This window comes from Sphingobium fuliginis (genome assembly GCF_015074805.1).
Taxonomy (GTDB): domain Bacteria; phylum Pseudomonadota; class Alphaproteobacteria; order Sphingomonadales; family Sphingomonadaceae; genus Sphingobium; species Sphingobium fuliginis.
In genome coordinates this window covers 458,327-482,797 of the sequence record NZ_CP060036.1, presented here as the reverse complement: position 1 = coordinate 482,797, position 24,471 = coordinate 458,327, and the positions used below count along the sequence as shown (strand labels likewise).

Here is a 24,471-nt window from a genome sequence, read left to right as displayed (position 1 = left end):
CAGAGGGGAAAAAGGCCAACGCATCAGTAACTCAAGATCAAATTGGCAAGCACCGAATAATAGTTCCGGTTGCGCTCGCTATTGGTGAAGAGGTCTCGAAATCCCGCCCCCGGCAGCAAAGTCGCCCCCGACAGCCGGAAGACGATATTCTGCGTCGCATGCGGCCGCCAGATCGCCGCCGTCGACAAATCCCAGCCGATGGCCTTGGGAATGCTGCCCTCATTGCGCAGCACCTGAAGCGTGGCCGTGTTCTGGAACCAGAGGTGATTGGCGTTGGCCGACAGCCGCAGTTCCGGCATCAGGTCGAAATCGGCCCCCGCGCCCAGCAGCATCGTGCCGGGATTGTTGAAGTTCGACTGCCCCTGTTCCTTCGAGGAACGCAGGGAGTTCAATATGCCGTTGCGTCCGTTGATCCCGATCACGCGCCCACCGCCGGCAAAAGGAATGGACTGCCTGATCCAATAGCTGGTGTCCGCGCCGGCAAAGACGGGATTCTCGAAAATCGCATCGAACCCGTTTTCGCGATTGTCGTGGGGATCGCCGTCGCCGCTGGCATAGAGGCCGGAAATGCGGAACCGCATCCAGTCCTTGTCGACGCTCGCTTCGGCGGCGGCGAAAAAAGCCCTGATCTGCGCGGGCCGCGAAGTGAAGATGCTGTTCCGATCCTCCCCCAGCGCGCCGTAAAGCGACGCCGTCAGATTCAGCCGGCCGATCCGCCCGTCGGCATTATAGCCAAGATAGACGACATCATATTCCCGCCCGCGCAGGTCGCCCAGCAGCGCCGGACGCACCGGAAAGCCGTTGTCGTCGATCTCTATGTCCCGCTTCTCGCGGTTCATGTTGTAGACGGCGGTGATCTGGCTGGTGAGGCCGGGGATCAGGAAATCCTGCCGGTAGAGATTGGCAAGGAATATCCAGTCCCTGCGCGGCGACTGCACGACCGAATTGAGGCCGCTATTGGTGTCCTTTTCCAACCGCCAGAAAGCCGCCAGATTGAACTGGAAGCGGTTATTGTCGCGATTGCCGAACAGCCGGATGCCCAATTGCTGATCATTGAACAGAAAGCCGCGGAAATCCGACTGGAAGGGCTGGATACCGACGCGCAGCGAGCGGAAGTCATAGCGGTCCGACGTGTTGGCGAGGTGATAGTCGACAAAGGCTTCCTGCACGCCCAGAAAATGGTCGGTGCGGCGCGACGGCCGGGAGGGTTGCACGAACAGCACGCGGCGTTCGGGCACGTTCACATGATTGACGTTGAACGCCAGCGTCAGGCGATATTCGATCTCCGGCGGCTTGAAGGCGGTCGCGCCCTTGATGAGCGCCACGCCGCCGATGAAGGTCTGGCTGAACACGACGCTCGCATCCTTGCCGAACACGTCCAGACTGCCCGGCCGCTCGGTCGTCTGCACGCCGACCGGGATCGGAAAGGTGCGCGGCTCCAGCACCGTATCGCTCACCGCATTGGCGACGAAGAACCAGTCGTCGCCCTTGATCGGCAGCCACTTCGCCTTTTCCCGGTCGATCGGCCGGTCGCCCTTCAGCATATTCTGGTTATAGGGATCGAACCAGCGTTCCTTCACCACCCCCAGGCTTTCGATCAGGCGCCAGCGATCCGGGATCGGCACCTGATCGGTCGGAAAGGCCTCCGGCGGCGGCGCTCGGACCGCGCCCTTATTGTCCTGCGTCACGGCTTGGGGCAGCGCCGCTTCATAGCCGGGGCGGCGGCGGCCCTCTATGGATTGACGGTCGGCATCCAAAAGCTCCTGCCAGTTTTCCGGCGGAGGGGGCGGCACAGGCTCGCCGGGCTGGGCCAGCGCGAACAGGGGCAGGAGCGAGACAAGGCCCATCCCCTACAGCCCCGTGCAGACATTTTGCGATGCGCTGTCCAGGAACGGCGCGAAGGGACAGCCCACATAGCGCAGCCGCACCGTCGCATTGCCCAGGTCCACCACGATCCGGTCGGCGCGGATCGCGGCGGGCGCATTGCCGACGCCGCCCATGCGCAGGCCGGCATTGTGCAGGCCAAGGAAGCTGATCATGTCATCCTGATCGATGCCGTCGCCCGACACGCCGATGGCGCCCACCAGCACATTGCCGCGATAGATGGGCACGGAACCGGGAAAGATCTGGATGCCGTTCTGCACCCGGTTCCGGTCGGAGACGGTCGGCACGGCCGAGCAGCGCTGCGGCGCGTCCGTCGCGCTGGCCCCCGTCACGAAGGCGAGATGGGCGGCGAGATCGCCCACCACCAGCGCCGATTGCAAGCCGGTGGAGAAGGGGTTGAACTGCGCTATAGGACGCGAAAAGGGCCCGTTGGGCCGCCCAACCTCGCCATCGGGAAAATAGGGACGGGAAAGATTGCCATTGGCGCGATCGGTGAAGGCATATCGCCCGGTCAACGCGGACGGATCGTTAAGGAAGGTCCGCGCCTTTCCGACGAAAGCCGCCACATCGGCGCTGCTGCTGGCCAACAGGTCCGACGCCGCATGGGAATTGGAGAAGAAGGCCGCCGTCCGCGCCTTCTGCAAACTCACATCCGTGCCGAATATCGGCGCGTCGGGCGACCGGACGATGCCCAGCGCCTGCCCGCGCGTATCGACCAGGCTGATCGTCACCTGCGCCCGGCTGTCCAGCGGCTGGCGGATCTGCGCCCGCGCCCGGCTCATGACGGTGAATGCTTCTTCGAGGATCGCGGTCACTTCCGCCGTCGTGAGCGGCTGCGCCACATCGCCCGCGTCGGTTCCGGCGCGGATGGGGAAGCGGTCATTGCCCGACCCGTCGGTCAGGACGAAGGCGTCGGTCTTGGGAAATTCGGCGGACCGGGCCCGCCGGACGCCCGACGCCTCTGTACCATAAGCGACACCCGCCAGGATCATCGGTGCGGGATCGCCATAATAGCCGCGCACCGCGACCAGCGCGCCTTCGCTTCCGTTGATCGCGGCGAAGCTCACCGCACCCGTCGCGATCAGCCCGGAATAGGCCGCATCGGAATAGCGCAGCGAGGTGCCGTCCACCGTGATGCGATCAGCGCGGACAGTCTCGGGCGCCTCGAACCCCAGGGTTCCCGCCAGCGCGATATATTCTTCCGGATCATTGTCGTCGTCCAGCACATTGCCGTCGGAACCATAAACGCCGTCCGCCATGACGCCGATGCCGCCGACCACCACGCCATTCTTGTAAAGCGGGAAGCCCCCCGGATCGGCCGCCAGCCCCAAGGGCGACCGCTTCGGCCCGATCATCGCCTGCGCGCCCGAGGAGACGAAGCGCGCCGAAAGGTCGGAACAGGGCAATTGGCTGAACTGCACGCCGAACAGCGGCCCGCTTTCCAGCCCGGCCGTGGTCGGCGCGGGCGGAAAATGCTGCTGCACGATCATGCTCGCCGTGCGGGTCGAAAAGGCGTTGCCGCCGCTCGACAGATAGGCGCCGGTGATCGCCTTGGCGATGGCGCCGGCCTCTGCGGGAACGGTCAGGTTCTGCGCGTCGATATTGTCGCCATTGGGTGCGGCGCTGGTGGTGGCGCCTGCCCGCGCGCCGGTCATGCGGAAGACCGCGAGCACATTGCCCACCCGGTCGGTCACGGCGATCACGGCGGGCAGGTTGCGCGCCCTTGCCTCCGCCACGGCATGCGCCACCACGGTTTCGACATCCGCGACCGTCAGCGATTCCTGCGCGGGCGTCCCATAGAGGCTGGCCGGCGTTGGCGTCGGGGTGGGCGCTGGCGTCGGCGTGCCGCTGCTGTCGCCGCCTCCCCCGCCGCAGGAGGAGAGGATCAACGCTGCGCTCGCGGCGAGTGCGCTCAGGCGATGATGCTGCGCCCTCATTGCAGCGCCCCGATGCTGCGCGCCGCGCTGCCCAGTGCGGCGCGGAAATCGCCGGGGCGATAGCCGTTCGGCTCCCTGACCGCTGCATAGGCGCGGTTGACGTCCGCCCGGATGCCCGCCGCCGCGCCGATGGTGACGCGCCCGGATTTCACCAGACCGTTGAGCAGCGTGTCGACCGCCATCACCGCCTGCACCGACCCTTCATAATCGGTGAAGCGCGGCGAAATGGCGCTGCCCGCAATCTCGCGCACGATGGCGAAGGCCATGTCGCCCTGCATCCCGCCAGCCGCAAAGGCATCCGCCAGCGCTCGCGCGCTGCCCGCCAGCCTGCCCGCCGCCGCGACCGCCCCGGCCCGATCCCGCGCAATCGCAGCATGGAAGGCGCGGCTGTCCGCATCGAAGCGCCCGGCCAGTCCCGGCGCGGCCACACGCGCCGCTGCGGACAGCAGGATCATGTTCTCGTCATTGAAGGGCGGCATGCCCGCTGGAATGGGCCGGCCCGGATTGGCTTCCCAGGTCTTGCTGCGCTCCGCCTGGTCGTAGATGCGGCGATGGCAGCTCTGGCAATCGAAGAAATAGAATTCGGGGAAGGCCCCCTCCGTCCCCTTTGCCCCGGCATAGAGGGTCAGCGCCCGTTCCACCGCCATCGCCTGCCCCACGGCCCAGAGCTTCAGGCTGTCTGTCCGCCCCTTGCGCCGCGCATAGTCGCCATCCTCGTCATGATGCGCCTGCATGGAGGAGAAGAGGTCGAGTTCGAAGGATATGCGCGGATGACCCGCCGCCATGATGCGGTGCGTGACGAACTGACCGTCCCGCGCGCTGCCGAAATGGCAATCGAGGCAGACCGATGCCCGTGCCTGCGGCCGGTCCAGCGGCGTCATGCCCGCCGCGACATTGGCGGCATGGCTCGCGCCCACGGCATAGTGGGAGGCGATCCAGCCGCTCGCCGGGCCATGGCAGGCTTCGCAGCCGACGCCATCCTGCGTCAGGAAGCGCGCGCCGCGCGCCGCCGCGGGGGTGGAATGGCAGCCAAGACAGGCCGGCGCGGAGGCGGCGTCGCCCAGCCCCAATGTCGCCGCGATCTGCCGGCCGCGCGTGCCGTTCAGCACGGCATGGGCGCGGCTATGGGCGCCGCCCGGCGTCGACGGCTCCTGCCACCGCATCAGTTCGTCCTGACGCACGACCTTGCCGTCCCCCTCCATCCGGCCATGGCAGGTGGACCCCGCGCAGGAGGCTACGCCAGTGTAGGCGCGTGCCGCCGGCGCGGCATCCGCCACGCCCCATTCGCCACCGGGCAGGCCGGACAGCAGCAGCCATCCCAGCAGCATGACGCCCAACGCCATGCCGCCCAAGGACCTGCCTATCACCCTGCGCTTACCGCCCCCCATTCGTCACGCCCCCGTGCCGGCTGATTCGGACGCTTTCCCCTGCGTCCGCCGTGCATTTCTCTCTACGGGTTCAACCCGTTGTTTCAATCCCGTTTTACCTTTGTCCGCCGATCATCGCGCGCCGCCTTCCCCGCAGTCCGGTTCATCCGGTCCGCCGCAGGAGCGTTCCCACAGATCCTCATTGCCAGCGCCCGTCACCGGCTCGTCGATCAGCGGCGGATAGCCCTGCGCCACGATGTCTCGCAATTCGATGAGGGAGAGGGTGAAGATGCGGCTGACCGACACCGAAGGATCGAGCACGCCGTTCCATGTATCCCGGCTGTCGAAGCCGGTGCCGGTACAGGCGGCGGGATTGCCGATGAGACAGCCGTTGACCTTCGAACCCAGGGCGTAGGAACCATTGACGGCGACCAGCGGAACCGTCTCCAGCCCCTGCGCGAAACCGCCCATGGGCAGGGCAAGCCGCCCGTTGATGGCGATCTGCAACGCGGAGCCGCCCGAGCCGATCATCAGCGCATTGGCCGTGAAGCCGCGCCGGTCCGGGATCGTGCTGGAGAGGCCGCTATTCTGGATGAAGAAGGTCTGGCTCGCATTCGCCAGGATCGTCCCTGCGCGCAGGATGCCCGTATCGTTCACCAGCCCATCATTCTGCGCCAGCCGCAATTCCCTGGCGATGAGCGAGCCTGTCGATGCGACATCCGCCATGGCCGACAGGGACGCGGCGATGATGTTCGGGCTGTCCAGCGTCAAAACGCCGCCCAATCCGCCATTGCCGTCGCTGATGTCGATGGAGCCGGGACCGGCGACGATGTCCAGCATCTGCCCCGCCGACAGGATCAGCCCGCCCTGCCCCGAGCGTCCGGTCAGCCGTACCGCCCCCTCGACGCGCAGATGCCCGCCGGCGCCGATCGTCAGCAGGCCGCCACCCGGCAGATTGGCGGTGCCAAGGGTCAGATCCCGCACGACGATGTCGGGCGATCCCGCAACGCCCCGCGCGGGCGCGCCGATGGCGATGTCCGCCGCCGCTACCCGCGCCAGTTCCGCCGCCGACAGGCTGTAGGTTCCGGCGACATCGCTGCCGCCGACATAAGCGGGCTGTTGCAGGTTCACCGCGTTGAAGACGATGCGGCTCGTTCCGCTCAGGCTGCCGATCCGCGCTGCCCCGCCAAGGACGATGTCGCCGGACGCCATCGTGATCGTCCTTGCGCCGACGGAAGCCGTCAGGCTCAGCAACCCTCCCGCATTCAACAGGATGCCGCCCGTTTGCGACGTCACATTGCCGAAACTCGCGACGCCCGAGGCGGTGGCCGTCAGCGATCCCGCGGCGTCAAGCGCGGTTGCATCGATCGATCCGCCGGTGAGCGTCATATTGCCCCCCGCACTCGCATCGACAATGGAAAGAGCGCCGCCAGCGTTCAACAGCAACGCGCCTGCCGATGCCGTGGCCTGCGCTACGGCCATGTTGCCGGTCGCGCCGAGACTCACCACGCCTCCGCTGGCCGTTATCGCTCCAGCCGATGCGATGTCGCCCACCATCAGGCTGCCGGCGCCCGCGTTCAGCAGGCTCTGGCCGCCCGCGCTTAGGCTGGCGGCGTCGATCCCCTGCCCGGACAGGGCCAGACTGCTGCCTGCTGCTGCGTTGCCGATGGTCAGGCGATTGGCGGCGGCCATGACGATCGCGCCTGATGCACGGGCATCCGTTACGTTCAGGTCGGTTGAGGATTGCAGCAACAGGTCGCCATTGCGCGCCGTCAGGCCGCTGCTGACGATGGCGCCCGCGGCGATGTCGATCGCGCCCGCCGCCACTGTGCCGCCAAGCTGCGCAAGGCCTAACGGCCCCGGCGCGCGCACCTGGAGGAGTCCTGCAATATCGGCATTGGCCAGCAGCAGGCTGGAATTGACGATCAGATCGCCGCTCATCAGCGCATTGCCGATGTGGACCGGAGCGCCGGACGCCGCCAATCGCTGGGTATCGGCGGACAGCGTCCCGATGTCGATATTGGCGGCGGACAGGATCCCGCTGCCCGCGCCAATGTCCAGCCGGCCGGAGACGGCGAAGTCGCCCCCGATCGCAATGCCGCCCGTCCCCAACGGATTGCCGGCGGAATCGACCTGATCGAGCAATGTGCCTGACGCCAGATCACCCAGCACTATGTCGCCCGCCCCGCCCAGGCCGATGGCTGCCGTGCCGCCCGCCCTGGCGGCAGCGCCCGTGCCGTTGACGCTGCCCTGCGCGAACAGCCGCAGGTCGCCGCCCGCCGTCAGGGCGCTGCCGCTGGCAAGGCCGATATTGCCCCCCGTGGCGAGGATCGTCAGACCTGCCACCGCGCGCAAGCTGCCCGCCGTTAACAGGGTGACATCGCCGGGAGTCGTGAACAGGATGCTGTTCGCAAACAGGCTGTCGCTGCCCAGTGGCCGCGCGGCATGGCTCAGGTCGATGCGCGTGCCCGAAGTTCCGGTGAGGGCGCCGGTCGCGGCCAGCCCCCCCGACCCTGTGAAGGCGAAGGAAAGCGGTCCATCGCTCGTGAAGCCGGCATTCCCACCCACCTGCACGGCATTGCTCGCCGCAAAGGAGATCCCGGAAAATCCGGCGACCGGAACACCGAGGCTGGAAAGCGCGAGCGATCCGTTGACGCGCAGCCCGCCATTGGCGGCTGTGCTGCTGTCGGTGAAGCGGACCAGCCCGCTCATGTCGCCGTTCGCGCTCATGAACAATGCGTCGATCAGCCGCTGCGCGCCCGGTGACAGCAGGCCGCCATCGCCATTGGCCAGACTGGCGGTGCCGCCGCTGCCCAGGCCCGCCGCGCCCCCGGCCGACGCGCCCGCCGGCCCGGTGCCGCCGATTCCGCCAGGCCCGCCCAATCCATCCGCGCGCAGGGTGAGGCCGCCCAGCACATAATCGCCATTACCCGCGTCGAACGCCGCAAGGCCGCCGGTGCCGTTCCCGCCGCTACCACCCAGGCCGCCGGTGAGGCCTGCATTGCTGCCCGCGCTGCCATCGGCTCCGTTGCCACCCAGGCCGACCGCCGTGATGCTGTAGGCCGGCATCTGGGGCAAAGCGCTGCCAGTCGTCATGCGCGCATCCGCAATATGCAAGGTGGCGGAGCCAGCGAAACCATTGCCGCCCGCACCGCCATTGCCGCCAACCGGCCCGGCCGTGCCGATGGCTCCATCGCCACCCGTGGCATTGCCGCTGATACGCAGCGCAAGCCCCGTTATCGCCGCCGCTCCAGCATTGAGATCGAGCAGCGCCGTGCCGCCGGTCGCGTCGCCGCCATCCGCCCCGGCAAGGCCTGCGCCGCTGCGCACGCCGCTCTGGCCGCCCGCCCCGCCTAGCGCCTCGGCCAGCACGCCGATGTCGCCAGCATCCAGCAGGGTGGACGATCCGGTCAGGCCGAACGTCGCGCCACCGCCAAAGGCATCGCCGCCGCGCCCGCCGCTGCCGTCATGGCCCGTGCCGCCAGCACCGCCCAGGCCGGCGGCGGTGACGCGCAGCGCGCCGCTCACCGTCGTCGTGCCGAACGCCAGATCGAGCGTCGCAACGCCGCCCGTCCCCGTACCGCCGGCACCGCCGGTCCCCCCGCCGCCGCCCATGCTGCCGATGCCGTCGGCGCTGACGGTCAGGCTGGCGAAAAGCGGATCGACATCGACCAGCATGGCGGCGATGCCGCCCGTTCCCCGGCCGCCGGCTCCGCCCGCCGCGACGCCATAGAAAAATGTCGGATTGCCGTTATTGTCGAAACTGAAGAAGCCGCTGTTGCCGGCGCCGCCGCCCTGCCCGTCGGCCTTCACTGTGACCGTGCCGATCGCATGGCCTTCGTTCAGATAGGAGAAGCGCGCGGTGCCGCCCAAGCCATCGCCCGCTGCCGCGCCCGGCCCGTCGCTGCCGTTATTGCCGCCCGCCCCGCCAAGGCCCTCCGCCGAGATCAGAAGCGAAGGCGCGGTCAGCATGCCGCCTGCCAGCGTGACATCCGCGACGCCGCCCGTTCCACTGCCGCCGGAACCGGCGGCATAATTGCCGGGACCGTCGGAGCGCGTCTCCGCTCCATCGCCGCCCTGACCCGATGCGCGGACGACGGCCGCGCCGCTGATCGTGACCTGCCCGCCGCTCCCGGCGGTCATCAGCAGACCCGCAGTACCGCCCGTGCCGGTTCCGCCATCCGCGCCGTCGGCCTGAAAGACCGGATAGCCCAGACCGCCCGTGCCGCTGGCATCGATGCCGAGCGTCGCCAGTTCCAGCGTGCCGCCCCGCGATTCGAGCAGTGCATTGCCGCCCAGGCCGGCACCGGCAATGGCTGCCGCCGACGACGGACCGTTCGCGCCGTCCGCTTCGCCGCCGGTGCCGTGAGCGCCCAGCGTCAGCGTGCCGATGGCCGCCGCGCCGCCGGAGATCAGGAAGCCGGCCGAGCCGCCCTGCCCGCTGCCCGCAAGGAACGCCGTAGTGCCCCCGCCTTCGCAGCTAAGGCAGTTCTCGCCCGCCGCACCGCCGAAGCCGCTCGCCTGCGCATCCAGGAGATCGGCGGTCAGGCTGCCGCCCGATATGTTGATATTGACCGTTCCGCCCGTGCCGTTGCCGGCATCGCCGCCATTGAAAGACATGCCGTCGCTGGAGGGCGCCGAGGCACCCTCCGCCGACAGGAACAGACTGCCGAAGCTGAGGTCGCCGGTACCGGCAAGACCGAGGCGGCTTTCCACGAGGATGCTGCCGCCCAGCCCATCGCCCCCGCGACCGGCAACGCCGTCGGACGCCGCGCCGCCGCCCACGCCTTGGGTTTGCAGCGTCAGTTCGCCAGGGACCGAGAAATCGGCATCGCTGGCATGGAGCAGGATGGAACCGCCCATTCCGTTCGATCCGTCGGCGCCCGCCGCGCCCCAGCCATCGGCAGAGACGCGGCAAAAATAGCTGGCGCAGTCGCTGAGCGAAAAACTGCCGCGCTGCCCGCCGGAAGCGCTGGCGAACAGGGTCACGCCGCCGCCGGTGCCGCTCCCCGCCACGCCCGGCGCATCGCCTGCAAAGCCTCCGGCGCTGGCATAAAGCCCCGCCGCACCGAAGCTGCCGCCCGCCGCGCCGATGCTGATGGTCCCGCCAAAGGCGTCGGCCGTTCGGGGCGTCAGGAAGGTCGATCCCGGAAAAGCGGGGAAGCTGGACGCATTGGCGGTGGCGAACAGATCCTCCGCAATCGCGAAGCTGCCCCCGTCATGCGCGGAGATGTTGATCCGCCCGGCCCGCAGCGCGCCGCCAGACGCGCCCCCGCCAAAGGCCCGCGCATCCGCGTAGAGCGAAACGGATGTCAGGATATTGAGGTTGCCCGTGCCGCCGACGTCGATGTCGATCCCGGTGGCGCCGGGGATGGCCGCGCCATAGCTGCCGCCCTCCGTCGCATAGCCCGGCGCGGTGCTGGTGTCGGCGTTCAGGCTGGTCCATTCATGCGTGCCGCTGGAAATGGCGACACGGATGTCGCCGCCGGTCGCGTTGCCCGCCGCGCCCGTGCTGGCGATGCCGCCGGTCGCCTGCGCCCTGGCGCTGACGGTCCCGAGATCGAGGCCGCCTGTTATGAAGCTGCCGGTCGTGCCGTTGAGCGCAACGCTGCCGCCAATGGCGCTGCCGCCATCGACCGGCGGCACCGAAACCTGGAAAGCCGTGCCCGCAGAGGCGTCAAGCGCCGTGCTGCCGAAGCGCAGGCTCCCTCCCTCGGTGCCGAAGGGACCGGCGGCGGTCAGCGCGGAGAGGGTGATCGCCCCACCCGTGGCATTGCCGGACCTGTCGCTGCCATAGCCCGCATAGCCCACGGCATTGGCGATCAGGCTGGCCGCCGCGATCGATCCGCCCGTGGCGATCAGGTTGATCGTCCCGCCAATCGCGTCCCCGCCGATCAGCGGCGGCGCGCTGACGCCCGCCTCGCCATCGCCGCTGGCGTTCAGCGTCAGGCTGCCGGTGACGTCGATCTGTCCGCTGGTCAGGGCCGCGCCGCTGCCGCCGAAGGCGAGCAGGTCGATGCGGCCGCCCGTGGCGCCGCTTCCGGCGGTGAGGATCATGTCCCTGTCGACGGCGATCACGCCTGACTGATCGGCCCGCAGGGTGATGCCGCGTTCGGCGGACAGCGCGACATTTCCCAGGAAATGCGTTGTCGCGGCGGGACGTATGACGATGTCGCCGGTCGCCGTGCCGGTCAGGTCGTTCCACCAGTCGCCCGATCCGATGCTGAAACCCGCCTCCACCGTCGCCGTGGCGTTGCGCGTGGCGATGAGGTTCCCGTCGACGTCATGGGCGATGTCGGAACCCGCCGAGAGCACAAGGGCGCTCCCGTCCGGGGTGACCGCCGTCGCTGGCGTGTAGCCGACATTGCCCGACAGCAGCATGGTGAGTGCGTTGTTCTTCGGCACCGCGACCATGAAGATGCGCTGCGGGTCGGCGCTGCCCGCCGATTCAGGGCCGTTCGTCGTGCCGCTGTGCACCACGCCACTGGCGTCCGTGGTGCCGGCCGTGATGGCGATGTCGAACAGGCCGTTGTTGATGCGGATGTCGGCCGCTTCGGCCCCGACATAGGCGGTCGATCCGTTGACCGTGACCGTGCCGCCCTGCACCACGCGCGGCGCGACCAGGGCGACATAGCTGCCCACCGAAAGCGCGTTGATCTGCGCGCCCGGAAGCAGTTCGACGGACGATGTACTGCCCGCCGGGCCTGCGAAGCGGATATTGTTCCTGTCGAGGCCGTTGCTGATGTCGATGGCGTTGGCGGTCAGCACCAGCGATCCGACGTTGAAGACGCTGTTCGCGCCCGCGATGATGCCGCCGGGCGAATAGAACCACACCGCTCCGCCGGCGCTTGGCGGGCTGCCGCTGACCTGGCTCTGCACCGTGCCGTTGAACGCGATCGCACGCGATACGGGCAGTCCGTTGCCGTCCAGCGGAAGGATGCGATTCAGCACCGTGAAGTCGCTGAACGAGCTGAACGTGACCGTGTTGCCCTGGGGCAGGAAGTCGATCGTGCCGGCACTGGCCGGTCCGCGATCGTCGGGCGTCCAGTCGATCACCGCCTGGGTCGAGTTCAGCGAGACGCTGTCCGTGCTCGGCGGGATATAGGCGTCGCCCGAAACTATGGATGGCGTGCCCTGGAACGCCTTCTGGCCAATGGCGGCGCCGGCCCCGAGCCCGACCGCCAGCGCCACGGCGCTTGTGCGGCCCAGCAGGGTCCAGAGCGAGAATGTGCCATGCTTCGTGGTCATCAACGCCTCCACGGCAAGATTTGCGTGGTCAGGGAAAGGAGCAGCCGCGTGTCGCCCCTTTCGGTCTGGAAACCGGCCTTGCGCAGCGGGGTCGCCAGTGTCAGGTCGAGCCGGGCATGATTGTCCCACGTGGCGCGCAGGCCGCCGCCCGCCGAATAGAGCCTCTGCGGGTCGAGCCCGGCGAAATTGGCGCTGTGATGCCACATCCAGGCCGCGTCGAAGAAGATGAAGGGCTGGAATGCGATGGCGCCGGGCGCCCGCGGCGTGATCCGTCCGTAACGCAGCTCCGCCCCTATGCCGACGCCGCTGTCGCCGGTGATGATGCCGGGATCGTAGCCGCGTCCGACAGTGTAGTTGCCCGCGCTCATCTGCTCGTAGGAAAGGAGCACGTCCGGGCTATATTGCGCCCTTGGCGACAGGGTGAAGGTCAGCTTCGGGGTCGGCCGATATTCCGCCTGGACACTCGCCCGCAGCACGAATGCGGAAGGATCGCCGTCCAACTGGCTGATCGGCGTCCTTGGGAAAGCGCAGTTGACGAGAGCCGCGCCGCACGCATCGCTCGCGCCCAGCCCTTTCAGGCCCTGGCGCGCCTCCATCATGCCGCCCAGCCGCCATTTCGGCTCTATTCCCGAATAGCCGAGGGTGCTGACGATGCTGTCGGGATCGATCAGCTCGCCTTCCAGCCGCAGGAACAGCACGCGCAGCCGGTCGCGCGACAGCGGCACCTTGGGCGTGGCGGTGCCGAAGCGCAGGTCCTGGTTGACGATGTCCAGCCCGCCCGTCGCCAGCAGCGTATGCACCTGCCGCCGCGCCAGCGGATAGGCGAGCGCCGCCGTCGCGATCATCGTTTCGGACGATAGCGGTATGCCGTCGATCCCCGGCTTGCTCCAGGCATAGGTGAGGTCGCCCGACAGGCGCAGCCCGTCGTTGCCCAGCGCCATGCTGTGGCCGACCTGAAGCACCGTCTGCTCGCTCGGCTGGGCGGTGTTGAAGATGCTGAACAGCGTGCTGTCGCCCAGGCCGGTCATGTCGTTGAACCGCACGCGCGCCAGCCCGCCGAAGCGGCCGACCGCGTTGCTGCCGTAATTCTGGATGTTGACGTCCAGTTCGACGCGCTGGCGCACCACCTGCACCTCGCCCACCACTTCGCCGGGCGCCGTTCCCGCCGGGCGCAGCGCCAGCCGCACGTCATAGCCCGGCAGGTCGCGCGCCAGCAGCAGATGCCGTTCCGCATCGCGCACGTTGAACACCGGCTGGCCCTTCAGCGCCTCCATATGCGCGGCGATCAGCCTTTCGCCATTGCCGGCGTCGCCCCGCACCTCGATCGCCACCAGCCGCGCCATGAAGATGTCGAAGCGGACCGTGCCGCCCTTCTCGATACGCTGGGGCGGAACCTGCACCGCCGCCAGATAGCCCATTTGCCGCAGCATGGTCGCGGCCCGGTCGCGCACTTCGCAAAGGGTGGCGATGGGCACCTCGCGCCCCGCATATTCGCGCCAGCTATCCTCCAGCGCCGCCGGATCGACGACACGCAGCCCTTCGAACCGCACATCGGCAAAATCGACCGCCACGCCGGCGTAGCGCGGATCGGCCAGCGGACAGGGTGCGCGCTCGACGCCGCCCACGACCGTGAGGCGGCTGCCCTGCGCGGACGCCTCCCCTGTCAGTTGCCCGCGCGTCAATTCCTCGCGCGTCGGTGCGCGCGGCGCGACCTGCGCCGTCGCCGCCACGGGCAGCAGCATCGCCAGCGCCATGGCCGTCGAACCTCCCAAAGCGGAAGCCCGCATGTGCCCCTTCTTCCCCATAGACGTCCCCAAAGCGTCAAAGGCAGCCCTTTCCCTCATGGCTGCCCCACCCCTGTCTTCAGGCGCAGGCTTTTTGCCCGTCACCCCTTTCCCGCGACCAGAACGTTTCCCAGGCAGGCGAAACCTGCTGACCCGGAAAACGCTGCGAAGCTAATCTGGAGCAGCCGAACCGATGCCACCGGACCGGACTGCGCTCCAGCCGCCGGTTAACAGCGGCCGCGCCCCGCGACAATCAATTCCGCGCAGCGCCGTCCGACAGCGCCGCCGTCTCCACCAGCAGGTCGAGCTGCGCCGTGCATTGATGCGCGATCAGGCCCGATGCCATGCCGTCCAGCCCCGAAGATGCAGGATCGAGCAGCGCGAAGCGGACATCGGCGGCGCGGGAGCCGTCGGTCAGGCGATAGGCCGCGCCGTCCCGCACCGGCGCGGCGACCGGCCAGGGGGCGACCGATTCGCCCGCCCCGAAACTCGCCGTCGCCTGCACGCCCTCGCCGCTGATGCGCACGGTCGCGGGCCTTGCCGCGTCCACGCGCCACAGGCGCACGGCGGCGGGATCGGCGATGCAGAGCGTTCCGGACTGCGCGATGTCCACCATCCAGAGATTGGGCCGACGGGGCGGCGTGGCCGGCGCTTCACCGAGGCCGCCGCGCACCGCCCCGGTTCGCGCCCGCCGCACCCGCTTCGTATCCAGCAGGGCGGAGAGCATCACGCCATTGGCCGGCGCTGCGCTGGCGGCGGCGGCCGCATGGAAGTTTCCCGGCCCGCGCAGCGTCCGCGTGCCCCTTGCGTCCAGCAGCGTCACCACATCGCCCGCCTTCAGCACCAGCGACCCGCCATCGGCCAGCTTGCTTCCCGGCCTGTAGGTCGCGGCCGATGGACCGGTAGCGCGGACTACCATGGTCTCCGCCGCGGCCTGCGCACCCAGCCCGGCGGCGACACATCCGGCCAATGCGCATTGCGCGGCAAGCTTACCCCAGACCATAGCTTCCTCCTTCCCCGACATATTCATAACGATATAGCAGATTGGCGATGGCCGCATCATCGGGATGATGGTTAACCATCGCTTTGAGACGTTCTCGCGCGGCGCTTTGCGCTACGGCATCCTCGCCGTCGAACGCCGCCAGTATCTCGGCCAACGCCGCCCGGTCCTCCACCGGAAATTCAGGCGCGGGCTCGAACAGGTCGACGGGGGTCGAGCGTCCGCGCAGCCGCACCCGTCCCATCGGCCGCCACCAGTCCAGCCCCGACAGCAGCATCGCGTCCCGGCTTACCAGCACATTGGTTTCCAGCGCCTTGTTCGCCGCTTCCAGCCGGGACGCCGTGTTCATGCTGTCGCCCAGCGCAGTATATTGGATGCGCCCCTCGCCCCCGAAATTGCCGACGATCGCCTCGCCATGGTGCAGCCCGACGCGGGTTCGCCCGATCGGTGGCACGCCCGGTGGCAGGTCGCGGCGAAAAGCCTCCCCCGCCTGCCACATCGCATAGGCGGCGAGCGCGGCGTTGCGCCCGTCGTCGGGCCGCGCGATGGGCGCGCCCCAAAAGGCCACCACCGCGTCGCCGACGAATTTGTCGATGGTCCCGCCATGGGCCAGCACCACGTCGCTCAGCATGTCGAGATAGCGGTTCAGCAATTGGGCGACCATTTCCGGCGCGATGGCGTGGCTGAGCTTGGTGAAGCCCTCCAGATCGGTGAACAGGGTGAAAATCTGCCGCTTTTCACCATGCAGCGCCAGCTTCTCCGGCTCCGCCAATATCTGCGCGGCGATGTCGCGGGGCAGATATTTGCCGAGCGCAGCCTGGGCGAAGCGCCGCTGTTGCGAGGTCACGGCCCGCGCCGCCACCCCGATGGCGGTGAAGGCCAGCACCCATCCCAGCACCCAGCCGACGGCCGGCAGTCCCTTGGTGTCCCATCCCCGCGCCTGCAACCAGAGCGGCACACCCGCAATCGCTCCCGCCTGCACCCCCAGCGCGGGAACCAGCGCGAACCAGCGCAATTCCGCCAGGCTGGTGAGCCCCGCCGCACAGATCACCAGCAGCGCGGCCAGCCAGCGCCACCCCTCCGGCACCGCGACCAAGCGCGCGCCATCCAGCAATTGCGCCAACATCGTCGCATGCACTTCCAGCCCGATCATGGTCGACCGGGCTTGCCGCCCCGACAATGGCGTCTCGAACTGGTCGATGTCGACGATGTCGCCGCCGATCAGCACATGCCGTCCGCGCACCATGGCGGCGAGCGCCGGGGCCATGGCGGGATCGGCCAGGGTGTCGATCTGGAGGCTGGGGATCACCGGCTGCTCCGATCCGTCCGCCTGCCTGACCGGCAAACGGAATCGGATCGCGCCGCGATAGTCGCGAAAGGATGGCGCGGGCTGCATCGCCAGCGTCAGCAGGGGCGGTTGGCCCGGCGTGGGAACGGGCCAGCTTCGCGCCACATTGTCGGCATCGGTCTCCAGCCGGATGCTGGCCGGGCGGACTTTCGCCGTCCGCGCCGCCCGCACGAAGCGATCCAGAAATTGCTGTTGCTCGAAGATGATCTGTTCCTGATTGTCGCCCAGATTGGCGTAGCCCAGCCAGACAGGCGTGTGCATCGACCGCAGGGCGGAAAGCAGTTCGCCATCCTCGTCCTGCGGCTGGTCGAACAGGATGTCGATGCCGATCGACTTCGCTCCCATGGCATCCATGTTGCGGAGCGCCCGCGCCAGCAGACCCCGGTCCAGCGGCGACCGCTTGCGCGTGGCGATCAGCGTCTGGTCGTCATAGACCACCATCAGGATGCGCTGGTCCTGCGCGACCCGCGGTGCGAAGGTGGCGGCTCGCCAGTCGTAAAGGCCCCTTTCCGCGTCGGCGGTCGGTATTTCCCGCGCCGCGCCGCTGCCGAGCGGCCTGTTCCAGTCCCAACCGGCCAGGAACAGCGCCAGCAGCAGCAGCGCGCCGGTCGCCACCAGCCGCCAGCGGCCCGTGTCCCGCACCAGTCGCGCACCGCGGCGCAGCAGGCCCCGCGTCGGCATGGCGATCAGCGGCGCGCGATCAGCGGACGCGCGCCGTCACCGATGATGGCAAAGCCGGACCAGTAGAAAGGATGCGACGTCTCCGGATCGTCCATCAGCCTGATCTGCGCCGCCCGCAGCGCGTCGGCCACAGGCTGGTCCGCCCCGGCCGCGAACAGGCCGCCCATCAGCCTTTCGGTCGCGCGATAATCCTCCGGCGCCGGCCAGTGGCTGGCGATGACGGCGCGGCTCCCCGCGCCGATGAAGGCGCGCACCAGCCCGTCCAGCGCCCCGCCGCCGCCGGAAAGCCCGGCCGCCCGCGTCGTTTCCACCCCCGCCGCGCCTGCCGTGTCGCAAGCCGACAGCACGACCAGATCGGCATTCAGCCGCAGGTCGAAAATCTCGCTGAACTGCAACAGCCCGTCCGATTTGCCGTCCGGCGCGAAACTGGTGAGCAGGGCGGGCCGGGCCGGGCATCCCGGATGGGGCGGCGTCACCAGCCCATGGGTCGCGAAGTGCAGGATGCGAAAGCGGTCGAGATCGCCGCGCGCCATCACCGCTTCGTCAGTGAAGGCCGCGCCGGTGATCAGTTCGCTGCCCTGCCCGCCAATGGCCTGCGCCGCTTCCCGCAACTCGGTGGCCGGAATCGGCCGGTTCCACTGCTGTGGCGACCAACCGCAATCGTCCCCCGTCCCGTTGGACAGGCTCCCGCGGCTGGAGGCGGCCAGCACCGGCCCTGCCAGCGGCGCATTGTCGCCAAAGCCGATATAGTTCTGCGCCGCGCCGGAGGGCGCAGCCGCCCGCGCATCGCGAAAGGCGCGGGCCGACAGGGCCGTGCTCACCGCATGGTCGCGCCCCAGCCAGTCGACGCCGCGAAAGTCGAACTCGTCGCCCCCCTGGGCCACCCGCGCTTCATAGGCATCGACCCCCGCCTGTCCCGCGACCAGCAGATTGACCGGCAGTTGCAGCATCGCTCCGTCCGGTTCGAAGATCAGGTGCCGCGCCGCCGCCAGCCGCTGCTCCACCGGCCCGAACAGGTCGAGATAGAGGCTGCGCGCCACCGGCAGGTCCAGCGCATAGGTGGTCTGTGCGCCGTTCACGTCGATGGAGATCGTCTCGCGCAGCGCCGCCACCTTGCGAGCCACGTCCGTCGCGCTTGCCGTCAGCCGGTATCCGGTTGCCCCCGCGCCGTCGATCCACAGTGCGTAGAGCGCGTCGCCCAGTTGCGCCAGCTTGTAATAGCCCTCCCCAGGCTTCAGCGTCGCCTGCATTTCGGCCAGCGTCAGCCCCTGCGGGCTGAGGGCGCGATATTGGGGATAAGCCGCCAGCGCGGACAGCGTATTGGCCTGATCGGCCGCGAGTTGGTCGATGTCGGCCTGCGCCCGCGCCATGTCGGGCAGCAGCGCCTCCTGCCGCTCCGCCGCCTGCCGCAATTGCGCAAGCGCGATCCGTCCGCGCTCTATGTCGCGCGAGAGGGAGACCGACTGCCGGAACAGCCGCGCCGCCTCTCCATCCCCGGCGGACAGTTCGCGGCTCAATTGCTCCAGCGTATCGGCAGCGCCGGGCCGCAGCAGCATCTGCGACGCCGCGAACAGATCGGCGGTCAGTTCCGGTCGCGTGGGAATTTCCCGCGTCAACAGGTTGAAATAAGGCTGGAGCTGGTTCGCCATGCCGGTCAGCGTGGCGCGATTCTCCATGGTGGAGGCGACGATGCCGCGATAGATTGTCAGCGCATCCTCATTGCGGCCACGCCGGATGAGGAACGCCCCCAGCCGCGCCCTTGCGCCGTTCAGCGCCACCGTTTCGGGATATTGCGCGCCCAGCAGGGTCAGCGCCTGATTCAGCTGACGCTCAGCCTGCCCATAATCCCCCTGCGCTTCGTAGGTCAGTGCGATCTCGCCCAGAAGCTGGGCGCGCAGGCGCGTGATCGACGTGACCCGCCCGTCGCGGATCGCAACCGCGCGCTCCATCGCCTTCGACAGCACGTCCCGAGCCGGTCCCGGCTGGCCCGACAGGCGCAGGATCGTGCCGCGCAACTGCTGCGCCTGCGCGTCGATGATCGCCGCCCGCTCGACCGGGGTCAGCATATTGTCCTGCCGCACGCCCAGCGCGCGGGCCTGCGTCGCCCCGCTGCTCATTTCGGCGGCCACCTCGGCCGGCACGGAAACCCCGCCGTCTCCGTCTGCCGCCACGGTCGCAACGCTGCCAGCCAGGGGACGGTCCAGTATCGCCAACGCGCCGGCCGTATCCTGCCGGTTGATATGGTGCATGGCCTCGAAATTGCGGCGCAGGCGGATTTGCACCGCATCGGCGGTCGTGATCCCGCGGGCTTCCGCGAAGGCCGCGTCGGCCTGATCGAACAGCCCCAGATTGGACAATTGCAGGCCGCGATTGACCAGATATTCATGCGCCCGGTTCGCCCGCTCCGCCGGCGTCAGCTTCGCCGCATCGGGATCGCGCGCCAGCCGGTCGGTCAGGCTGTCGAAAAACTCCGCCGCTTCGGCATAATTGCCCGAGGCATTGCGCCGGTAGCCCTCGGCCAGCACGGTCTGCGGGTCCAGCGTCGCGGCCTGCAGGCGGGCGTAACCCGCATCGTTCGTCCCCACCGTCGCAATGTCGACCTTGCCCGGCACGATCCGCCCTGCCATGACGGAGCGCAGCCCCAGGTCCAGGGCGCTTGCATAGGCCGCATAGCCCTGGGCGACATAGACCGTCTTGCCGCGCTCGACAGTCAATATGCGATAGGCGCCGACCGCGCCCGTGCAGTTGCGCATGAGCGCCGCCCCCATGCCGGGCAGGCTGACGCCGCCGGGCGCATTGCACTCGACCGCCATCTTGCGCGACGACGCCAGCCGGTCCAGCAAGCTTGCGTCCCCATCGCCCGCACCCCGCCGCAGCGCATATATCTGTCCCACCGGGCGCGCAGCATCCCGGCACACCAGCGTCCATGCGCGATCGAACATGGTTCGCGCCGCGGGATCGCCGGTGGCGCTCTGCGCCTGGCACAGCGCGCCGCCATCGCTGCCGATGCGGAAGCTGTCCCTCAACAGCGGACGGTCGCCCGCTGCCTGGGCATGTGCCGCCACAGACAGACTCAAGGCGGCCCACATGGCAGGCCCGCGAACCAACTTCCCCAAAGCGCTCAAAGGCTTGTCCCCCAAACCCCGCCGGATATGTCCGTGCAAGGCCCCCCTTAGCATGATCGGGCCGTCATAACGCCGCCCGATGGTGCGCCGCAAGGCGAAAGGCACCGGGCAAGGCCCTGTTCGCCGCCTCGTTCCAAGGAGTGAGGCAGGGATGTGACAGTTGAGCAAGAATCAATCTTTCCAGCGCAATTTTCATTGCATCATGGGAAAGGCCTGATCTAGATTGTCTCAACCCAATATTCATGGATGATCGAAGTTGAACAGCCGGCGTCCACAATAACCATAATTGCATGTTCACTACAGGGAGGATGATATGACAAGATTTCCCCGCCATGAATCCGTATTGCGTTTGTCCGCATCATGCCTTGTTCTGGCCCTGTCAGGCCTTTTTACTGCCGCGCTTGCGCAAGCGACCGACAGTTCGTCCGACTGGTCGGGCAATGAGATCATCGTCACTGCGACCAAACGCAATGAATCGATCCAGAATGTTCCCTTTTCCATCAACGCGCAGACCGCCGAAGCCATGCAGCGCATGGGCGCCACCTCGATCGAGGATGTGTCGCGGAGCGTCGCGGGGCTGACCGTCCAGAATCTCGGGCCCGGCCAGAGCCAGGTGTCGGTGCGCGGCGTATCGGCGGGCCAGGTGGTCCGCGACCAGCCGGGCGTCAAGGAACAGGTCGGCGTCTATCTGGACGAATCCGTAATCTCCATGTCGCTGTTCACGCCTGATTTCGACCTGTTCGACCTTGATCGCGTGGAAACGCTGCGCGGACCGCAGGGCACGCTGTTCGGATCGGGCTCGGAGGGCGGCACCGTCCGCTACATCACCAAGCAGCCGAAACTCGGCCAGACCGAAGGGACGGTGGAGGGCGGCGTCAATGTCCTGAAGGGCGGCGATGTCGGCTATTCGGGCAAGGGCGCGATCAATCTGCCCCTGGGGGAGACGGCGGCGATCCGCGCGGTGGGCTATGCGGAACATTATGCGGGCTTCATCGACGCGATCGGCCCGGCCGCGGGCAAGAACGTCAATGACGGGCGCCGTTATGGCGGGCGTCTCAGCCTGCTCTGGGAACCCGCGCCGGGCATCAAGCTGACGCCGCGCATCATCTATCAGGACATCAAGACCAACGGCTTCAACCGGGAGGACAGCTATCATCTCTATTATAACGAGCTGATCAGTCCGCTCGACATCCTGCCCGAGCGCACCCAATATCTGAAGCTGCGCGAGGAGTTCCGCGACAAGACCACGCTGGCGGACCTGACGGCGAACATCGATGTGGGATCGGACATCGCGCTGACCTCGATCACCACCTATATCCATCGCGACATCCTCGTCAGCCGCGATGCGTCGGCGCTGACCGGATCGGTGTCCGTCACGCCCTTCGTCCAGTCGCTGGGAGTCGCGCCTGTTCTCGCCAATCTGCCCTCCAATCTGCGCGACACGACCAAACTCAAGCAATGGACGCAGGAACTGCGCCTTGCCTCAACGGGCGACAGTCCGTTCCAATGGGTATTGGGCGGCTTCTACAGCCATGTGGACCGGACATATGAGCAACGCCTGCCGACGCCCGGCTATGACGCCATCGTCGATGCCACTCTGGGCGCGGGAACTTCGGCTGGAGCCGCGAACGGTTTCCCGCTCAATTCTCCCTATAACGCCGACATCCCATACATCATCAAGCAATATGCCGCCTTTGGCGAGGCGAGCTACAAGATCGGCCAGTTCAAGCTGACGGCAGGCGGCCGCTATTACGACTTCAAGGAAACGCGTGACTTCAAGACCGGCGGCCTGTTCTCCAATGGCGACAACCGCATAGACGACAAGACCGGATCGACGGGTTTCTCGCCGCGCTTCATCGCCAGCTATGAGGCCAATCGCGACCTGACCTTCAACGTCCAGGCGTCGAAGGGCTTCCGTCTGGGCGGCGTCAACGACCCATTGAACCTGCCACTTTGCAGCGGCGGCGCGACCGGGCCGGATGCGGCCACCTACGGCAACCGGCCGACCTTCGACGACGAAACGCTGTGGAACTATGAAGCCGGGGTGAAGGCGTCGGGCGGCGGCGTCACCTTCAACGCGGCGGTGTTCTACAACGACATCAAGAATCTTCAGGTCACGGCGGATGCGGGAAGCTGCTCCTCGCGCATCCTCTTCAACGTGCCGAAGGCGCATACGGCGGGCCTGGAAGCGGAACTGAGCGCCCGCGTCTCCCCCAATCTCGACCTGTCGCTGAGCGGCAGCTACATCGACTCGGAAATCGACAGCAACGTCACCGACGCGGGCGGCGCGATCATCGCCGGCATCCGCAAGGGCAACCGCCTGCCCACCGTGCCGAAGTTCCAGATGGCGGCGGCGGCAACCTATACGGCGGAAGTCGCGCCGGAAACCGACTGGTCCTTCACCGCCAGCTTCCAGCATGTGGGCGACCGCTATACCCAGCTTGCCGATCAGGAACCGGGCGCGGGCAGCTTCCCCAATTCCATCTATTATGATCCGGCCACAGGCGCCTATGGCACAGGCGCCTTCGACTTCGGCTCCTACAGGCTCGGCGCCTATAATCTGGTCAACCTGTCGACCGGCATTAGCTGGAATAGCGGCCTGTCGGTCACGCTCTACGTCAACAATCTGTTCGACGAGAATGCGCTTTACTCGCTGGACCGCGAACGCGGCGGCCGGGGACGGCTGGGCTATAATATCGGCACGCCGCGCAAGATCGGCGTGACTGTCCGCAAGGACTTCTAGAACCGCCTCCGCCCGGGACGCCGGAAGCGAAGCCGCTTCCGGCGTCCTTTTTTGGGCGATACAGCCGACCGATCCGTCGCTATGGTCGCCGGGTGATCGAGACCGGGACTGTCGTTGCGCAGGGAATGCGCTTTATCGAGGGCGGCGCCTTCGCCATGGGCTCGGACCGTTTCTATCCGGAGGAAGCGCCGGTCCGGCAGGTCCGCGTGGACGGCTTCTGGATCGACGAGACGCCCGTCACCAACCGGCAGTTCGCGCAGTTCGTGGAAGCCACCGGCTATCGCACCGTCGCGGAGACCGCGCCGGACCCCAGGGATTATCCCGGCATGCCGCCTGAAATGGCGCGTGCCGGATCGCTGCTGTTCCAGCGCACGGCGACGCCGGTGGACCTGGGCGACTTCAGCCAATGGTGGCAGTTCAGCTTCGGCACCGACTGGCGTCACCCCCATGGCCCTGACAGCAATCTGGACGAGCTTTGGGATCATCCGGTCGTCCACATCGTCTTCCAGGATGCGGAGGCCTATGCCCGCTGGGCAGGCAAGGCGCTGCCGACCGAGGCGGAATGGGAATTCGCGGCGCGCGGCGGGCTGGACGGCGCGGACTATGGCTGGGGCGACGAGCTTGCGCCGGGCGGAGCGATGCTGGCCAATTACTGGCAAGGCATGTTCCCCTACAGCAATCTGCTGGAGGACGGCTATGAACGGACCTCCCCGGTCCGGACCTATGCGCCCAATGGCTATGGGCTCTACGACATGATCGGCAATGTCTGGGAATGGACCGCCGACTGGTATGCCCCGCCCAGGGTCGAGCGCAAGGCGAAGGGAAGTTGTTGCGTTCCGGCGAACCCGCGCGGCGGCACGAAGCGGGAAAGCCTGGACCCCGCCAATCCGCATGTGCCGATCCCGCGAAAAGTGCTGAAGGGCGGTTCCCATCTCTGCGCGCCCAGCTATTGCCAGCGCTATCGCCCCGCCGCCCGACACCCTCAGGCGGTGGACAGTTCCACCAGCCATATCGGCTTTCGCTGCATCGTCCGCGAGCCGCGGCCCTGATTATCCAAGAACGGAAAAGACGTCATGCTCAACATGCCCTGGGACCAGCCCGCCACCATGATCGACCTGGACGGCAAGGCGCCGATCATCGGCACGATCCGTGATTGCGCCCAGCATTTCGCGATCTTCAAACCCCATGCGAAGGAACAGGCGCGCATCCTGCTGACCCAGCCCGTCCATCGCGAAGGCCGCAAGACGCGGACCTGGGTGCTGGAACCCTGGGAGATCGAAAAGCTGGTCGAGCGGATGAAGGCGGAGGTGCATTGAATTTGCGCCGGATTTGACAAGGACCATGCTCCTGCGCA

Annotated in this window: 11 protein-coding genes; 3 read left to right on the top strand and 8 right to left on the bottom strand. The window is 67.8% G+C overall.

All coding sequences use genetic code 11. The features are described from left to right. Positions 1-23: 23 nt before the first annotated feature. The 8 genes from H5V43_RS18355 to H5V43_RS18320 form a co-directional block, all read right to left on the bottom strand. Positions 24-1,847 carry a hypothetical protein gene (locus H5V43_RS18355; RefSeq protein ID WP_025546675.1) on the bottom strand — a complete coding sequence of 608 codons (1,824 nt, stop codon included), beginning with the start codon at positions 1,845-1,847 and terminating at the stop codon, positions 24-26. Between the two features lie 3 nt (positions 1,848-1,850). Continuing rightward, positions 1,851-3,821, bottom strand: a complete 1,971-nt coding sequence (locus H5V43_RS18350; RefSeq protein ID WP_025546673.1) for a heme-binding protein — start codon at positions 3,819-3,821, stop codon at positions 1,851-1,853. Further along, the gene (locus H5V43_RS18345; protein ID WP_244968712.1) at positions 3,818-5,164 is read right to left on the bottom strand and encodes a cytochrome c family protein; all 1,347 of its coding nucleotides are present in this window, start codon (positions 5,162-5,164) and stop codon (positions 3,818-3,820) included. The genes H5V43_RS18350 and H5V43_RS18345 overlap by 4 nt, the downstream gene beginning before the upstream one ends. Before the next feature lie 156 nt (positions 5,165-5,320). After that, positions 5,321-12,436 (bottom strand): histidine kinase, encoded by a 7,116-nt coding sequence (locus H5V43_RS23810; protein WP_193666885.1) that lies wholly within the window; start codon positions 12,434-12,436, stop codon positions 5,321-5,323. Beyond that, positions 12,436-14,223, bottom strand: a complete 1,788-nt coding sequence (locus H5V43_RS18335; protein ID WP_244968711.1) for a ShlB/FhaC/HecB family hemolysin secretion/activation protein — start codon at positions 14,221-14,223, stop codon at positions 12,436-12,438. Before H5V43_RS18335 ends, H5V43_RS23810 begins: the two co-directional genes overlap by 1 nt. A 250-nt stretch (positions 14,224-14,473) precedes the next feature. Next, positions 14,474-15,223: a hypothetical protein gene (locus H5V43_RS18330; protein WP_193666884.1), complete on the bottom strand. Its 750-nt coding sequence runs from the start codon at positions 15,221-15,223 to the stop codon at positions 14,474-14,476. Then, a complete protein-coding gene (locus tag H5V43_RS18325; protein ID WP_193666883.1) occupies positions 15,210-17,249 on the bottom strand; it encodes an adenylate/guanylate cyclase domain-containing protein in 2,040 nt (679 codons plus the stop codon). The genes H5V43_RS18330 and H5V43_RS18325 overlap by 14 nt, the downstream gene beginning before the upstream one ends. 5 nt (positions 17,250-17,254) lie before the next feature. Beyond that, positions 17,255-20,326 (bottom strand): CHAT domain-containing protein, encoded by a 3,072-nt coding sequence (locus H5V43_RS18320; RefSeq protein WP_193666882.1) that lies wholly within the window; start codon positions 20,324-20,326, stop codon positions 17,255-17,257. A 361-nt stretch (positions 20,327-20,687) separates the two neighbouring features. Between H5V43_RS18320 and H5V43_RS18315 the strand changes: the two genes are divergently transcribed. From H5V43_RS18315 to H5V43_RS18305, 3 genes are all read left to right on the top strand, one after another. Next, on the top strand, positions 20,688-23,117 hold the full coding sequence (locus H5V43_RS18315; protein ID WP_025546669.1) for a TonB-dependent receptor: 2,430 nt from the start codon (positions 20,688-20,690) through the stop codon (positions 23,115-23,117). Positions 23,118-23,242: 125 nt separating this feature from the next. Next, positions 23,243-24,166: a formylglycine-generating enzyme family protein gene (locus H5V43_RS18310; protein WP_025546667.1), complete on the top strand. Its 924-nt coding sequence runs from the start codon at positions 23,243-23,245 to the stop codon at positions 24,164-24,166. 24 nt (positions 24,167-24,190) lie between these two features. Next, entirely contained in the window at positions 24,191-24,433 is a 243-nt protein-coding gene (locus H5V43_RS18305; RefSeq protein WP_025546665.1) for a hypothetical protein, read from the top strand. Positions 24,434-24,471 lie beyond the last annotated feature (38 nt).

Coding starts and splice junctions, on each gene's coding strand:
- H5V43_RS18355 (WP_025546675.1), bottom strand. CDS start 1,847: ATGGGCCTTGTCTCGCTCCTGCCCCTGTTCGCGCTGGCCCAGCCCGGC.
- H5V43_RS18350 (WP_025546673.1), bottom strand. CDS start 3,821: ATGAGGGCGCAGCATCATCGCCTGAGCGCACTCGCCGCGAGCGCAGCG.
- H5V43_RS18345 (WP_244968712.1), bottom strand. CDS start 5,164: ATGGCGTTGGGCGTCATGCTGCTGGGATGGCTGCTGCTGTCCGGCCTG.
- H5V43_RS23810 (WP_193666885.1), bottom strand. CDS start 12,436: ATGACCACGAAGCATGGCACATTCTCGCTCTGGACCCTGCTGGGCCGC.
- H5V43_RS18335 (WP_244968711.1), bottom strand. CDS start 14,223: ATGCGGGCTTCCGCTTTGGGAGGTTCGACGGCCATGGCGCTGGCGATG.
- H5V43_RS18330 (WP_193666884.1), bottom strand. CDS start 15,223: ATGGTCTGGGGTAAGCTTGCCGCGCAATGCGCATTGGCCGGATGTGTC.
- H5V43_RS18325 (WP_193666883.1), bottom strand. CDS start 17,249: ATGCCGACGCGGGGCCTGCTGCGCCGCGGTGCGCGACTGGTGCGGGAC.
- H5V43_RS18315 (WP_025546669.1), top strand. CDS start 20,688: ATGACAAGATTTCCCCGCCATGAATCCGTATTGCGTTTGTCCGCATCA.
- H5V43_RS18310 (WP_025546667.1), top strand. CDS start 23,243: ATGCGCTTTATCGAGGGCGGCGCCTTCGCCATGGGCTCGGACCGTTTC.
- H5V43_RS18305 (WP_025546665.1), top strand. CDS start 24,191: ATGCTCAACATGCCCTGGGACCAGCCCGCCACCATGATCGACCTGGAC.